At 28.5% G+C, this 16,221-nt stretch carries 8 protein-coding genes and 1 tRNA gene; 8 read left to right on the top strand and 1 reads right to left on the bottom strand.

What is annotated here, in order from left to right; translation table 11 throughout:
* The first annotated feature begins 1,326 nt into the window (after positions 1–1,326).
* The 4 genes from gyrA (at position 1,327) to htpG (ending at position 8,705) form a co-directional block, all read left to right on the top strand.
* Positions 1,327–4,023, top strand: coding sequence for a DNA topoisomerase (ATP-hydrolyzing) subunit A (gene gyrA / locus EDL80_RS01325; protein ID WP_158406413.1), 2,697 nt, complete (start codon positions 1,327–1,329; stop codon positions 4,021–4,023).
* 19 nt (positions 4,024–4,042) lie between these two features.
* On the top strand, positions 4,043–4,675 hold the full coding sequence (gene nth, locus EDL80_RS01330; protein WP_158406414.1) for an endonuclease III: 633 nt from the start codon (positions 4,043–4,045) through the stop codon (positions 4,673–4,675).
* A gap of 1,439 nt (positions 4,676–6,114) precedes the next feature.
* Positions 6,115–6,717: a hypothetical protein gene (locus EDL80_RS01335; protein WP_158406415.1), complete on the top strand. Its 603-nt coding sequence runs from the start codon at positions 6,115–6,117 to the stop codon at positions 6,715–6,717.
* A gap of 74 nt (positions 6,718–6,791) precedes the next feature.
* Positions 6,792–8,705 carry a molecular chaperone HtpG gene (gene htpG / locus EDL80_RS01340; protein WP_158406416.1) on the top strand — a complete coding sequence of 638 codons (1,914 nt, stop codon included), beginning with the start codon at positions 6,792–6,794 and terminating at the stop codon, positions 8,703–8,705.
* A gap of 532 nt (positions 8,706–9,237) precedes the next feature.
* Here htpG and purB read toward each other — a convergent pair.
* Positions 9,238–10,536: an adenylosuccinate lyase gene (gene purB / locus EDL80_RS01345; RefSeq protein ID WP_158406417.1), complete on the bottom strand. Its 1,299-nt coding sequence runs from the start codon at positions 10,534–10,536 to the stop codon at positions 9,238–9,240.
* A gap of 307 nt (positions 10,537–10,843) precedes the next feature.
* On the opposite strand from purB, the gene EDL80_RS01350 reads away from it, so the two are divergent.
* The 4 genes from EDL80_RS01350 to EDL80_RS01365 all read left to right on the top strand — a co-directional run bounded on the left by EDL80_RS01350 (position 10,844) and on the right by EDL80_RS01365 (position 15,562).
* A tRNA-Gly gene (locus EDL80_RS01350) sits at positions 10,844–10,919 on the top strand.
* 376 nt (positions 10,920–11,295) lie between these two features.
* Positions 11,296–12,129: a hypothetical protein gene (locus tag EDL80_RS01355; RefSeq protein WP_158406418.1), complete on the top strand. Its 834-nt coding sequence runs from the start codon at positions 11,296–11,298 to the stop codon at positions 12,127–12,129.
* Positions 12,130–13,151: 1,022 nt separating this feature from the next.
* Positions 13,152–14,210, top strand: a complete 1,059-nt coding sequence (locus EDL80_RS01360; protein ID WP_158406419.1) for a hypothetical protein — start codon at positions 13,152–13,154, stop codon at positions 14,208–14,210.
* A gap of 239 nt (positions 14,211–14,449) precedes the next feature.
* Positions 14,450–15,562, top strand: a complete 1,113-nt coding sequence (locus EDL80_RS01365) for a hypothetical protein (protein WP_230957612.1) — start codon at positions 14,450–14,452, stop codon at positions 15,560–15,562.
* Positions 15,563–16,221 lie beyond the last annotated feature (659 nt).

Raw genomic sequence — 16,221 nt, forward strand, 5'->3', positions numbered from 1 at the left:
CTCAAATGGTAAGTGTTTATGTGAGCAGTTTCGATAGAGTATAACCAATTGTTATAGTCAGTATGTTTGTAAATGCATTTCTGTTTTATCAAGGGTTTAATTAAAATAAAAGCAGTGAGCACTTACTTTATAATGTACAATGGCTGATTATTATAGTTAGTCGTTATTGCTTTATTGTTGAAGATACAGTAACAATAACTGTGTCAAATATCAGTGCTTTGTCAAAATATCTCTAGTGTTAGTATAGATAGTAAAATTTTGTAGGTATTATTTATTAATTCTTGAGTAGTCGAAGATGATATATAATAAATTAAAATAGGTGAATGTAATTTTCCATCTGAGTTTTGGAATATTAGATAATTTCACTATTATCTGTTTCTAAATTAATATTAAAAATATGAATATTCCTAAAGATGGCTGATTTTAGGTTTTTTCTCTTGTTTATCTAATAAGTCTAATAGAATCGACATTATAAAGAAATAACGGTTTAGTAATAACAGTATTTATATTCTGTATTTTCCATTCTGTATCAGACTTATATAACATTTAAGATGGTCAGTTATGTAGTGACTGGTGTCAAAATATCTTATGATATAGAAATATACTTTTATACAATATGCTAATGTTATGTGTAGGAAGCTTTTGCCAAGTGCTATTTGGTTATTGATATTGCAAGGTGTTTTTTTGTTTCTAGCGTTGCAGGCTTATTATATATTGCTAAATATCATGTAGTTTTGTACTAATAAATTAAAACATAGTTGATAGTATTAATATCTTGTGTAATAAAAAGTAATTATTTATAAACATATATATTTAGTTAGTAGTCTTGTCTTGAGTGACATTATAGTTTTGTATTGTGTTCATAATGAAAATTAATTCAGCCGAGCAAGAGAGCACTATATAGTTTTGATGCTCATCTTGTGATTAAATATGTAGGTTATAATATATAAAAGATTATTGTGCTATAATTTTATATGTATTGCTTTGTTATAGACTTATTAATTTTTGGAAAATACTTTAGGATGGGCATTTAAATTGTGATGAACATAATAAGGTAAAATTATTTGTCTTTTATTCATGTACAAGGTAGTTATGTACACCTATTGGTATATACTAAAAAATCATTATTAGTATTTCAAAGATTCTTTGTTTTTGTTAGCGTAAATATGTATCGTTTGTTAAATGGTATACAATTATATTAGTTTTGTTGATAATGAGTTACATATTATTTTGTTGTATTCTATTATTTGTTTTGTAAACAATTACTTGACCTAGGTGTATCTGGTAATTAAGATGTATGGTATGTTTTAATGTTAATTAGTTTAAATGAGTGATCTCAACAATGTCATACCAGTTTCTATAGAACAAGAATTAGAAGATTCATATCTATCTTACGCAATGAGTGTGATAATCAGTAGGGCAATACCTGACATACGTGATGGGTTAAAGCCTGTGCATAGGAGGATTTTATATTCTATGTATAAATCTGGTTATGATTACAGTAAGCCTTATAAGAAAGCAGCACGTGTTGTTGGGGATGTGATGGGTAAGTATCATCCACATGCTGATGCAGCTATTTATGATTCTTTAGTAAGGATGGCTCAGGATTTTTCTTTATTACTGCCATTGATTGATAGCCAAGGAAATTTTGGATCAATAGATGGTGATCCACCAGCTTCTATGCGTTATACAGAGGCAAGGTTAGCAAAAGCGGCACACTTTTTATTAAATGATATAGATGAAGATACTGTTGATTTTCGTCCTAATTATGATGGTAATGAATCTGAGCCAGTAGTTCTACCAGCGGAGTTTCCCAATATATTAGTTAATGGAGCAGGTGGAGTTGCAGTTGGTATGTCAACTAATATCCCTTCCCATAATTTAGGTGAGGTAGTAGATGCCTGTATAGCATATATTGAGAATCCTGATATTACTTTTGATGAACTAATTCAAATTGTACATGGTCCTGATTTCCCTACAGGAGGCACTATATTAGGTGATGCTGGTATACGTTCTGCATTTATGACTGGAAAAGGTACTATAATTGTTCAAGGAAAAACACATATAGAAGATTTACCATCTGGAAAACAAGCAATAATTATTGATGAGATCCCTTACCAGGTTAATAAAGCGAAACTTATTGAACGTATTCATGAATTAGTAAAAGAGAAAAGAATAGAAGGTATATTGGATTTACGTGATGAATCTAACAAAATGGGGATACGTGTCGCTATAGAGTTAAAAAAACAAGTATCTCATCAGGTAGTATTGAATCAAATTTTAGGGCTAACTCCTTTAAGGACAAGTTTTAGTATTAATACTCTTGTATTGGATAATAACAAACCAAAAGTGATGTCATTACTTGATATCATATCAACGTTTATTGAGTATAGAAAAGAAGTTCTAACACGCCGTACACAATTTAGATTAAGAAAGGTTCGTGAGAAGGCTCACTTATATATAGGCATGTACATTGCTGTATTAAATATTGATCAAGTTATATCTATTATTAGGTCATCTCGTGACACGGCAGAAGCTACTAAGAGGTTGTTGGAGTGTAAATGGAGTGCTTTAACATCTGTTAAAGAGATGATAGAACTTGTTGCAGATAGTAAAAGTATAGTGGTGAATGATGTTTGTCAGCTTACAGGTGTTCAAGTCAAATCTATATTAGAGATGAAATTGCAACGTCTGACAAGTCTGGAAAAAGAAAAGTTAGAACTTGATTTGAAGTCTATGGTATCCATGATAAAACAGTATACTGAACTTCTTGGTAATAAAGAATCTTTGCTTAAACTAGTAAAAAATGGGCTAGAAGAGATAAAAACAAAATTAGCTGTCCCTAGAAAAACTACTATAGATTATTCACATTTTGAAACTGACGTTGAAGATCTTATACCAAAAGAAGATATGGTTGTTACTGTAACTATGAGTGGTTATATTAAGCGGGTTAAACTTTCTAATTACCGTGCTCAAAGAAGAGGTGGTAAAGGAAGGATTGGACAGGCTATCAGGGAGGAAGATGTAATAACTAATCTTTTTGTTGTGAATACTCATACTAGTGTACTTTTCTTTTCTAATATTGGTAGAGTATATAAGTTGAAGGTATATAAACTTCCATTGGGTGATCCTACATCTCGTGGTAGGTCTTTAGTTAATATTTTCCCTCTCAGTGAAAATGAAGTAATCACTAGTGTCATGCCATTACCTGAGAACCAGGAAGATACAGAACAACTGAATATTTTATTTGCAACTGCATCAGGCAATTTAAGACGTAATGCATTATCAGATTTTCAATATGTGCCGAGTAATGGAAAAATAGCTATGGTACTAGATGAAGGTGATACCTTGATATCTGTTAAAGTATGTACAGCAGAGAATCATGTTCTCATATCCACAAAGTTAGGAAAAAGCATTCGATTTTCTGTTAGTAATATCCGTCAGTTTAAGGGTAGAATTTCTGATGGGGTACGAGCAATTAGATTATCTTCAAAAGAAGATCAAGTAATATCTATGTCGGTATTGATTGCTATGGAGGTAAGCTCTGAGACAAAAGATCTATATTTAAAAGTTCCTTTAGAAAAACGTCTTCTTGTAAAAGAGGATGGAGTTATAAATCAGAGTGTAGCTAATATGTTAGTTGATCTCGGGCTTAGTCAAGATATGTTTATGTCTATGGTACAGAATGAAGAATTTATTTTAACAGTTACTGAAAATGGTTTTGGCAAAAGAACTTCTGCATATGAATACCGTACTACATTAAGAGGTGGAGTAGGTGTTGTCAATATTTTAACAACTAGAAGAAATGGTAATGTTATAAGTAGTTTCTCAGTTGAATCTAATGATCATATAATGTTAATTACAAATAAAGGGAAGCTAATACGTATTGCAGTTAACGATATTAGAATTGTTGGTAGAAGTACTCAAGGTGTAACTTTATTTAAAACTGATAAGCAAGAAAAGGTTGTATCGGTAGCAAAAGTAATTGACCATAAAGATGAGTCTGGCATTGATGATGTATAAATTCTGATAATTTTGAGCGATGGATGAGAACAAAATAAATTTGTTATTTAGTAAGTTTCAAGAACATAATCATTATCCTAAAATAGAGCTTAAGTATTCTAATGAGTTTACATTGTTAGTGGCAATAGTTTTATCTGCACGTACTACTGATGTTAGTGTTAATAAGATTACAAGTAAATTATTTAAAATTGCTGATACTCCACAGAAAATGTTGAATCTCGGAGAGGAAGGGTTAAAAAAATATATTAATACAATAGGATTATATAATGCAAAATCTAAAAATATAATTGCGCTCAGTAATATTATTATAAACCAATACAATGGTATGGTACCTTTAGAGTTTGAAGCACTTGTTGCATTACCGGGTGTAGGTAGAAAAAGTGCTAATGTGTTTTTAAATACATGGTTAAATTTACCGACTATTGCCGTTGATACTCATGTATTTAGGGTTAGTAATAGAGTAGGTCTTGTAAAAGAGAATAATGTGTTAAAAACAGAAAGTGCATTAGTTAATGTAATACCAGAACAATGGTTATTGTATGCACATCACTGGTTGGTATTGCATGGTAGATATATATGTAAATCGAGAAAACCGCTATGTGGTAAATGTATAGTACAAGATTTGTGTGAATATGAAAGTAAAAGTATCTAGAAATTTTTTTAACGGTATTTATTATTGTGTAGGTGTTATTGTATTATGGTATTAGAAAAGAATATTAAAAGATGTATAAAATCGATATAGACATAGCATGTGCAAGTCTTTTTTTTTTTTTTTTAAGGTGTATAATACCACAAAAATAATCTGTTCTTGAACTATGACATTGATCTAGTTCTTATGTAACAGAAATAATGAAAAATATTTATAAAAAGTTATTTAAGATGCCTTATTGAATAATATACATTTATTGTGTTACTGTGAATATGTTATATAGTGAGTAAAAAATAAATATGTGCTATTTTTGTATATGTAAGGTTTATATTATCTAATAAAAGTTAATTCCTTAATACTTACTGTGATATAATATATATTGCTACTCTAATGATAATGTATGACTATTGTTTAGTTGAATAATAATATAAAACTAGCAAATGTAGTTTTACTAGGTTGTTAAAAGGATTTGTTGCATGTAATAATCAATAATAAACTACATTATTTTAAATAGTTGTTAGCTACTGTTTAATGTTTTAAGAATAATTATGTGTGAACACAAGGTGTTAGTTGTATAGTTAAACGTGTTATGTTAAATTTTAGACATAAAATTTCAATATAGTTTTACAATTTATTTGTTAATATTATTTAGTAATGTATGTGTATAAAAACTCTATAAGCTAGTTCTAGTCTATGGATTTAGTAATTATAAAAGTAAGTTGTTGGTGACGTTGAATTATAATGGTTTATATGATTTTGTGTTAACGTTCTATATAGTTTTTTTAAACTATAGAAAAGTAGGAACTGATTGTGATATATGTGGTTTATATAAGTGTTAGAGGAATATTTAATAATGATTAATATCTTATTGATCGCTTAAGTACTGTAGAATGTAATACTATACAGGACTTATTGTGGTTACGTGTAGGATGCATATAACATGAATGTAAACTAGGGAAGGCTATGATTTTTAATATTTACTACAATGAATCTGATAATGAGGCAATTTTGCAACAAAGGTAGTACTGTAAAAAGTTTATGTCTTTAATGCTTTGCTTGTAGTTAATTATTGTATGTTATTATCAGCTAAAAGTATATTCTAGCGATTTTAAAATTGAGATTTGGCATCAATATGCAGTGATATTTGATAGGTAATATTTTTTTATTGTAATGTATTTAATGCTTGCAGATATATGTGGAATTGGGTTAATACCAAATAAGAAATTACTATTAGAAATAAAAAAATGCTGAGTTTATCATAAGTTATACCTATTCATATTAATATCTAAGTGTAGTCATGATTTATGATTAAATGTTATTAATTAGTTAATTAATATATTTACTATTAATGGTCTATTTGTGGGGACATGTGCCTAAAATGATTGACTATATAAATTTATTTTTTTACAGTACTGTTATCTAGGGAATTGTTTGGATGTTTTATGAAATTAAACATAGTTGGGACTATCGTAAAGTTAAAATGGATAGGGTTATTCATGCTTGTGTTGTTAGTCACATCTGCAGGAATATTTTCTTGGGTAAATTTTCAAAATCAAAAGGTGTCGCAGAGTGTAGGTGACATAATGTATAACATATTAATGAATGATGTTAACAAGGATGAAATGATCAAGGTTTTAAGTGATGTTATTAAGAATGACAAGTCTAATTATCAATATTTTGCTAAGTTTAAGTTAGCTAGTATTTATACTGAAGATAAAATAGAGGAAGCACAGGTAATATATGCTGAATTGGCTGATAATGAAAAATTGATTCCTGAATTAAGAGAGCTTGCACGTTATTTGGAAATTATAACATTGCTTAAGACTAATAATACCGATTTATTAAAGGATAGAATCCAGAAATTGTTATCTCAAAAATCTAATGTGTATAAATCTTCCAATAAGGAAATAGCAGCAATATCAATGATTAAGGATAATAATTTAGATAATGCTGTTAGTATAATAAAAGAAATAATCAGTACTCCGGATTCTGATGCTATGGTATATAAGAATGCTATAGATTTGTTGCAAATTTATGATAATTAATATGGGAAAAGGTCTTGAAAATTATTAATGTAGTTATTACTTATCTTTACTAATAATAGTTTAAGAGGGTTGAAATGCAAAGTACTGTAAATTCTGAAACTTTGAAGTTTGATGCTGAAGTCGGTAAGGTATTAAAACTTGTTATCCACTCTCTTTATACTAATAAGGATATTTTTCTGAGGGAACTGATATCTAATGCTTCAGATGCATGTGATAAGCTACGTTATGAATCTTTGTCTAATCAAGATTTGATGGGTGGGGATTCTGAATTAAAGATCGTTATAAGTGTAGATAGGGATAAAAATAGATTGTGTATTTCCGATAATGGTATCGGAATGAATAGAGAAGACCTTATTAATAATTTAGGGACCATAGCACATTCTGGTACTCAAAAATTCTTGGATGCAATGAATAATTGTGCTTCTTCTCAGCAAGGTGTTGTTGAATTGATAGGGAAGTTTGGGGTAGGTTTTTATTCAGCGTTTATGGTTGCGAGTGAGGTGATAGTTGAATCGCGTAAGGCTGGTGAATTGGTAGCTTATCAATGGAAGTCTTCTGGTGATGGGGAGTTTGTCATTTCTCAATTAGAAGGTGATCAGGTGTCTCGTGGTACTAGAATTACTTTAGCGTTAAAACCTGAGGAGTGTGAGTTTGTTGATAAGTTTCGTATTGAACATATTGTAACTACGTATTCTTATCATATTAATTATCCAGTTTATTTTCTTAATGATAAAGGGGAAGAAGAGAAGCTAAACAGTGAGGCTGCTATATGGACAAAGTCAAAAGATGCTATATCTGCTGAGGAACACCAGAACTTCTTTCGTACAGTAGCACATGTAGGTGGTGAACCTTGGATGATATTGCACAATAAGAATGAAGGTGTAATAGAATATACTAATTTATTATATATACCTTCTATTAAGCCATTTGATTTATTTCATCCTGATAGAAAGTGCTCAGTGAAATTATATGTAAATAAAGTATTTATTACTGAAGATAATGTACAGATTATACCACAGTATTTAAGGTTTTTAAAGGGTATTATAGATTCTTCAGATTTGCCTTTAAATATTAGTCGTGAAACTCTACAAAATAATAAGGTTATTGAGAAAATAAAGCGTTCAATAGTTAAGAGAGTATTGGCTGAGTTAAAAAAGAAAGCTGAGAATGATATAGAAAATTATGCAAAATTTTGGGATAACTTTGGTTCAGTTTTAAAAGAAGGATTGTGTGAGTCAATGAATACAGAATTTCGTGAAGAATTGATATCTGTATGCCGGTTTTATAGTACGTATAGTAATGACTCATTAGTTAGTTTAGAGGATTATATCGAACGCATGAAACCAGAGCAGAATAATATCTATTATTTGACTGGTAATGATTTAGATTCTATAAGGAAAAGTCCACAGTTGGAAGGATTTGTAAGTCGTGGTATAGAAGTTTTACTTTTGGTTGATCCTGTTGATGATTTTTGGACAAATGTTGTAACTGATTATCAAAAGGTACCTTTAAGGTCTGTAGTACGTGCAGATGAAGATTTGGAAAAGTTTGCAGATGTTGAAGAAGATGATGGACCTAAAGGGAATAAGAGTGAAGATACTGAATCTAAGGAAAAAGTAGATAAGTTTATTAGCTATGCAGCTCAGGTTCTTAATAATCTAGTAAGTAATGTTCGTGTTTCAAAAAAATTAACAGATAGTCCTGTATGTTTGGCTGTTGCAGATGGTTCTATGGATATTAGAATGGAAAGATTCTTAAGAGAACAGAAGCAGCTAAACTATAAAAGTACAAAAATTTTGGAAGTGAATGTAAAACATCCTATTGTGAGTAAGATGATAGATGAATATGCTGCAAATGGAGAGAATAACGTATTATGTAACATGTTACATCTGTTGTTGGGTCAGGCATGTATTCTTGAAGGGGAAGAGTTACAGGATGTAAGTGATTTTGCTGAAAGGATGAATAGTGTACTAAGTAAAGTTCACTAGATAATAAAACATTATAATCAATAGGTTTGTGCTTATTTTTCTTGTTAAAACGAGATATATGATTCTTGTGTGTGTAGAAACTAATTGTTACTTTTTATAAAATGTGTATAATTAATTAACAATTCGTTTGAAATGTTTGACATTTTGTATTAATGGAGGCCTTGTCTTACCTGTAAGATAAAGTGTGTGTTACCTAATGGTTATGCATTGATAGTAAGACAAGGCCATATTTATTAACATAATCAGTTAATAATACTAGTATTGTAATTAAAAAATAGTAAACAGTCAATAGTAATTATTTAATAATTTTAATATAAATTATATTTTTTATAATTTTAGTTAATCCTTCTTACTATTATTTAATAAGTTTATTAATAAATAACTGATATTTACCGATGCTTAGTTAAAAAACTTATCACTTTTTTTAGTTATTTTAATATGAAAATACATTAAATTAGATTGTATAAAAAGTAGTTTTACTATGTCATATATATATAAATATTATTATATGATATGTAGAAATTCAAAAAATTTATTCGTTGAACACTTTGTTAAATATTTTATCTATATGTTGAGTATAATAATTAAAATTGAATAATGATTCTAATTCTTTATTATCGATATACTTTGTTACTTGGAGATCGTTTTTTAATTCTTCTAAAAAATTACTGTTATTATTCCATACTTGCATTGCTCTAGTTTGAATAATTTCATATGCTTTTTCTCTTGTGAATCCGTGTTTCACTAATTCAAGTAGTACTCTTTGAGAAAATACTAGACCTTTTAATAGGTCTAAATTTTTTTGCATATTATTTGGATATAGAATCATGTTATCAAGTAAGTTTGCTAGCCTAGCTAATGCAAAATCCATCGTGATACACGCATCTGGTGCAATGTATCTTTCAACAGAGGAATGGGATATATCTCTTTCATGCCATAAGGCAACATTTTCTAATGCGGGAATTACATAGCTGCGTATCATTCTAGCGAGACCTGTCAAATTTTCACTTAGTATAGGATTTTTTTTATGAGGCATTGCTGAACTACCTTTTTGTCCTAATGAAAAGTATTCCATAGCTTCCATAAGTTCAGTTTTTTGTAGATGGCGAATTTCTATTGCAAGGTTTTCTATTGAAGATGCAATAACTCCTAAGGTTGAAAAAAACATTGCATGTCGATCTCTTGGTATTACTTGTGAGGATATAGATTCGGATTTTAAGTTTAAGGAATTTGCTACATATTCTTCAACAAATGGATCGATATTAGCGAAGTTGCCCATAGCTCCTGAGATTTTGCAAACTGATATTTCATCTTTTGCAATTTTTAATCTATTATAATTACGTTTAAATTCTGCATAAAATCTTGCAAGTTTTAATCCAAATGTTATAGGTTCTGCATGTATACCATGACTTCTCCCAATGCATGGCATGTATTTTGTTTCTATAGATTTTTTCTTTAGGATGTTTAATATTACTTCTATATTATGTAATAATATGTCACAAGATTGTTTGAGTTGAATAGAAAGACAGGTATCTAGTACATCGGAACTTGTCATGCCATAGTGTAAATATCTGATGTCTGAATTAGTAGATTCTGCTATATATGTTAAAAATGCTATTACATCATGTTTTACTGTCGATTCAATTTCATTAATTCGTTCTATGTCAAAATTTTCAATTTTATTTTTTAAATTGTCTAATATGTAGCTTGGAATAATACCTAATTTTACTTGTGCTTCACATGCATAATATTCTATATCCATCCATATTTTAAATTTGTTATTTTCTTCCCAGATTGCTGACATTTCAGGTCTACTATAGCGTTTGATCATTTCGTGTCTCCAGTGTGTAAAAGTTATTTTGCAGATGTTAAATGTTATTGCTTGTGTAAAAAATATATAGCATGCTACATGTACAGCATCACTGTAATTGTTGACTAAATTGATGCATAATCTGGTAACCTTTTTTCTTACTTAATAATAACGTTGAGCCTGCAAGTACTAAGAGTGTTTATAATTTTTGCATACTTTGCAATAGATTTATTTTTTATAATTTAGATCTTAAAGAATGAGCGATAATTTTCTTGCACTAAGATGGTTATTGTTTTACAATCTACCCTCAGGTACAAACCTAAAGTATGCGGGAATGGCTCAGTTGGTAGAGCGCTACCTTGCCAAGGTAGAGGTCGAGGGTTCGAACCCCTTTTCCCGCTCCATTTCTCTTTATTCTTCATGTGTATAGTCTTATTAATATTTATGTTAAGTGTATTATATTAACTATACTTATACTGGTTTTGTTAATTGTTTATTACATAGTTTTGATATTTATACCAGCAGTTGTACCATAAGAAATGGTCATGTTTTTTTAATACCTATGATGTTATTAAATAATAATATTTTTTCTAATATAGGTAAAATACTAATATAAGTTTAATGAAATGTTATATTTATTAACCATAATAAGTAATTTTTCTTTATTTTTCTAATAAAAATTAATAAAATAAATTAAATTAAATAGTATTTATATTAACTTATATTAGTTAAATTTCTAAATATTAATTTTACCATAAAACTATTATAATGGGTATAGCTATGTTGTTACGTAATGACTATGTTAAAGATCAGTTTATTATATATAAAAAATTTACTTATCTTCCTTCAATCATATCTCGTTTTTTTCGTAAACCGAAAGATAAAACAGTATCTTCTGTTTCTAGTACTATAAATCAGGATGATATTGAACGTGACCTAAAAGAGCAGATTATTGCATTTTTTGCTGTTACCCTTCATGTTTTAATGTTCAACACGTTGTTTTTCTTTCTATTATTTGATACCTTGTCTAGGTCTTATGAAGGGATATTTGATAAGATAGGAATTAACCTAACATCAAATAGACTGCTTAATTGTTTGATTTCTTCAGTTGTTATGTCAGGTTTGTGTTTATTTTTTGGATATGTGATACATTATGTTGTTAAGCGTGATTCTCAACATAAAGGCTTGGCAAGATTTGTGTCTACAGTGAATGATGAAAATGAGCTACTATGTACTGGGGTGAGTACATTTTTTGGTCTGTTGGTATTACATGTTAACAAAAAATTATTGGATTTTGTAACTGCAAGTAAGGTATCAAATAATAGTGCAAGAGATGTGACCCCTGAGGAAAGAGAAGAGATTCAGCGGCAGATAATGAGACTATATACAACACAATACTCCACGGATGATGATGATGATGATGATAAGTTTATTACACTGCCTAGGCGAGAGATGAAGACAGATGTTTCAACTGCTGATTCTGATTCTTGTGCTGACGCTGCTACTGATGCTCCTGCTGGTACTGCTACTGATGTTGCTGTTAGTAATGATTTGTATAACGTAGTGACTGGTGCTACAAATTTTCAGGAGTCATTGTCAGTCAATCGTTGTTAATATAGTATATATATAAGGATGTAGTAATATATAGATGTAATGTACTTTTTGCTATATTGTTGAATGTGAAGAAAGATTATTTTGTAGAAATAATCTTTCTTCACCTACAATGTATGAAATAAGATGATTTATTATATGTAGTAATCTTAAATATTGTAGCACGTACTATTAATAAGAAGGTTTTATCTTAGAATTATAATATAGTATTGATTCTAATATAACCATAAAAAATATTAGGTAAAGTTGTATTGTAAAATGTATATTATGTATATAAAGTGTAACTTATCTTCTTATAAGGTGTGTGATTATAGATATTGATAAATTCTTATAAGAGTAAGTTATTAATTTATACTGTTAAAAATGTATGTGATGTTTAGTAAAAATGTCAGTGTTATATATTCAATAGTATTAAAGCTGCAATAAGTATTCCAATTTTATATAGTTTAGTATGTTATAAATGTAATTTAAAATATATAGATATATTAACAGTTGTGATAATTTAGAGTAATGTATGTTTTGATGTGAAACTATGAATTTTGATAGATTGTTGTTTTTCTAGTTGCCTCATGTTCAATTAGGGTGATTTGTTGAGTATATAGAACTAATATAATCTTCATGTTACGTTTGATACGTGAATAGTCACCAGCATTGTTCAAAACTTTAATTACTTAGTTGTTGTTAGGTTATAGAGTATTTTTCTGAACTATTGCTTGACTTCTTTACAGAAGAGTTATCATGTATAATTAAGAATATGATATATAGTAAAACATACTATTTATTAAGGTGTGCTCAATTAAATTAAGATGATTTAATGTACAAAATGCTTATTGTATAATAAAGCATATTATTATGTTGTCTATTATAAAAATATACTCTGATAATTTTCTTAAAGTTGTAAGAAATAATAATCAATCTATAAAAATATGGCTTATATTTATTAATTTATTAATTAAAAGTATTGATAAATAAACCTTATTATGTTAATATTAGTGTTGTTAATTTAGTAGATAATAATATCTCTTATGCCTATTGTTGATGAGTATGTCAGAAGAAAATTGATATCATATAAAGCACTAAGTTTATTGTTTCCTGAGGCTAAAAAAGTACGCGATAGTATATTAAATGAGCACTTATTTATAGCAACTCATAAAAATTATTCCTTCCCTATAAATTATATAAATTATGTTTCTCGAGAACGTAATTTTAAGGATCAAATTATTAGTGGAATAAGAGTGAGTATGCACATTTTTGTTTGTAATACTCTATTTTTTATGATGGTGTGCCTGTGTATTCCTAAATTTTGGAGAACTTTTACTTATAGTAATGTCGGGAGCAGTATTGCTGTGCATATGTTGCTTTTTCCAATGTTGTTATCTTGCATGTCTGTTATTCTAGGATGTATAATCCATGCTATTGTTTTAAAATCACAGGGTAAGCCTATTTCTAATTTTCTTGCTACAGAGAAAATGGAAGATCAGCTGTTATGTACTGGTGTGTTCACATTTTTATTTACTGTATTTGTTAGAATTGATAAATTCTTAAGTTCTTTTAGTATGGATGAAGTAGATAATTCGGTGTACATGGAAAGGGCGTGGGTACAAATGTCACATTTAAAAGATTTGAGCATTAAGTTATATCTTAATGTTTATTCATTTATGGTATTATATTATGAAAAGCATGAAATGAATATGCATGTTCAACAATATCTTGATAAAATGAAAGATAATATAAAAGATATTGTACAAGACTTACATTGTAAGCGGCAAATGATTTGTTCTTTAATTGATACATATAAAACAAATTCTCAGTTGTATATAGGTAAAGAACTGTGTAGAAAACTTGACGACTTTAGATCTAGTATGTTACATAGTGCTTTCTTATTATATTGTGATGGATTGTACATAATGTATCATCAACCTGGTAGTTATTTGGTTGCCCGTGTGTTGGAGAGTATTAGAAATATAGCTGATGCTGAAGGGTATGAAGAAGTAGCTAGATTACACGATAAAGATGGTCTGTGTAGCTCAGTAAAAGTAAAAAGTGTAGCAGTAGAAGAAAGAAGTCCCATCGATTCTGTTTAAATGCAGTATATGTTGAGAGGTCTTTTATTTATTGGATAACAGTAATTTAGGTATCTTATAACTCATAAGATGTTATATTGAGAAATAAGTAACTGTATATTTTTTTATATAAAAGATTTACTAATTTTAATTGATAAATCTAAAGTATTAAGAAAATAATCAATATATTAGTAATATGATATGAAAATATGTTAATATTTGATTATGTAGTTGAATAGTCAGGTAATATGGAGGGTATTATGGCTATTGTTGATGATGACATTAGGGATAAATTTTTATTATATAAGATGTTAGTCTTAATTCCTTCAGTAATTACTTTAATTAATATTATCTTGCGTAATAAACATAATAAATTTTATGTCGCTAGTAACTACATTACATATGTTTATGCTAATCGTAGTACTAAAAGTAAAGTGATAAGTATTATAGCAGTTACTATTAATGTTTTTATTTCTAATGTTCTATTTTTCTTTCTGTTTTTTAATTGTGCTGCTAAATTTTGGCAGACAGTATTTAATAATACGATAAAAATTAATACGCTTATTCCATTACTTGATTTATTTATTGGAGCAGTAATTTCCTCATGCATGTGCGTTCTTATTGGGTATGTTGCACATACAATTGTGTTAAAGAAACATAATTTGTCTTTTAAGGATTTTGTAGTAAGAGGAGAGCTAGAGGATGAGCTATTGTGTACAGGAATATTTGCATTACTTTTTGTGATGTCTTTACGTATTTGTGCAAAGTTGCTGTATTTATTTAGAAAATTAGTATTTGGTAAGTTGAAATTGGATGTGTATGTATCATTGGAGTCTGTGAAGTTAAAAATTTTAATAGTAAGAAATGTGCGTGATAAGATCAAGATCATGTTATCAGATTTTAATGATATATGTCGTGATTTTAAAGAATTGTCAAAATTAATGGGACCTTCTTTTGTTGCCAAATTAAATACACAAAGAAATGCTATTGCAGAGGAATGTAAACATTACGAAGATCGGTTTAAATTTTTAGAAGATGTATGTGATAGTTATAATAAGAAGTTTATACGTCAATCTCATGTGCTTGTTAAATGTGCTAATAATATTCTTATGGATTTAAGAAGTTGTGAAACCCATCTGCATAATATTATGGTAGATATAGTAGATAGTTTAAAAACACGTAGAAGTAAAAAATGTAATTTGTGTAAAAGTTGTAAAATATTGTTAGAGAACGAAAGAGAATTAAATGTGCTAATTCATAAAATTGAGACTTTACTTGATGAACCTATGGTGAGTTCAGTAAGAATAGATGTTATCGTTGGATGTGCTTCAGGTAATACTCCATGTTTGGTAGATAAATGCTACTATGGCTAAACTCTAAAATTCTATATTCATTTAAAGTTCATCAGTTATGTGATTAATTTTTCAGTAATAATAAGTAGGAGCACAACTTTCATTATGTAGGGTATGTTTTAGAAATAATAAATTTATTAATACATTTGTAAAATATGAGGATAGAATGAAAAAGACCCATATAGTGAGTTGTGGTATTTCCTACTAGCAGGAGTGTTATTGTGTATTAAGTTTAATAATATATAATGATAACCCATATGTATAGTGCATACATATAGAGTAGTTAGTACTATTTAAGTATGTTATGATATAAAAATATTATGTTTAAGTCTTGGTTTATTAATAAAATTCTTTCTATGTAACTTGTTAGTGTAGTGAAGCTTAAGAAAATATGGTGAGATTGTTTCTCATGATCAATGTTACGTGTTAACGTGTTATAAATTTAGTACATTATTTCTTATTTTATTGTGTATTAGTTTTATAGTAAGATGTAGCACACATTAAAGTTTTTGTATTCTCTTAAACATGCATATTGTTAATGTATTGCAGTAGTCAGTGACAAAGTAATACACAAATTCCTAGAAGTATTAATGATATTACTCAGTTAGGATAATGCTATATATCATCTTATACCATATATTACTATTAAGTACAATAAGTAAGTATTAGAATGTTGTATT

The sequence above is a fragment of the Ehrlichia ruminantium genome (genome assembly GCF_009728835.1).
Classification (GTDB): Bacteria; Pseudomonadota; Alphaproteobacteria; order Rickettsiales; family Anaplasmataceae; genus Ehrlichia; species Ehrlichia ruminantium_B.

What these genes read in the sequence shown, in the direction of transcription:
- EDL80_RS01365 (WP_230957612.1), top strand. Translation starts at nt 14,450, where the DNA reads ATGGCTATTGTTGATGATGACATTAGGGATAAATTTTTATTATATAAG.
- EDL80_RS01360 (WP_158406419.1), top strand. Translation starts at nt 13,152, where the DNA reads ATGCCTATTGTTGATGAGTATGTCAGAAGAAAATTGATATCATATAAA.
- nth (WP_158406414.1), top strand. Translation starts at nt 4,043, where the DNA reads ATGGATGAGAACAAAATAAATTTGTTATTTAGTAAGTTTCAAGAACAT.
- gyrA (WP_158406413.1), top strand. Translation starts at nt 1,327, where the DNA reads ATGAGTGATCTCAACAATGTCATACCAGTTTCTATAGAACAAGAATTA.
- purB (WP_158406417.1), bottom strand. Translation starts at nt 10,536, where the DNA reads ATGATCAAACGCTATAGTAGACCTGAAATGTCAGCAATCTGGGAAGAA.
- htpG (WP_158406416.1), top strand. Translation starts at nt 6,792, where the DNA reads ATGCAAAGTACTGTAAATTCTGAAACTTTGAAGTTTGATGCTGAAGTC.
- EDL80_RS01335 (WP_158406415.1), top strand. Translation starts at nt 6,115, where the DNA reads ATGAAATTAAACATAGTTGGGACTATCGTAAAGTTAAAATGGATAGGG.
- EDL80_RS01355 (WP_158406418.1), top strand. Translation starts at nt 11,296, where the DNA reads ATGTTGTTACGTAATGACTATGTTAAAGATCAGTTTATTATATATAAA.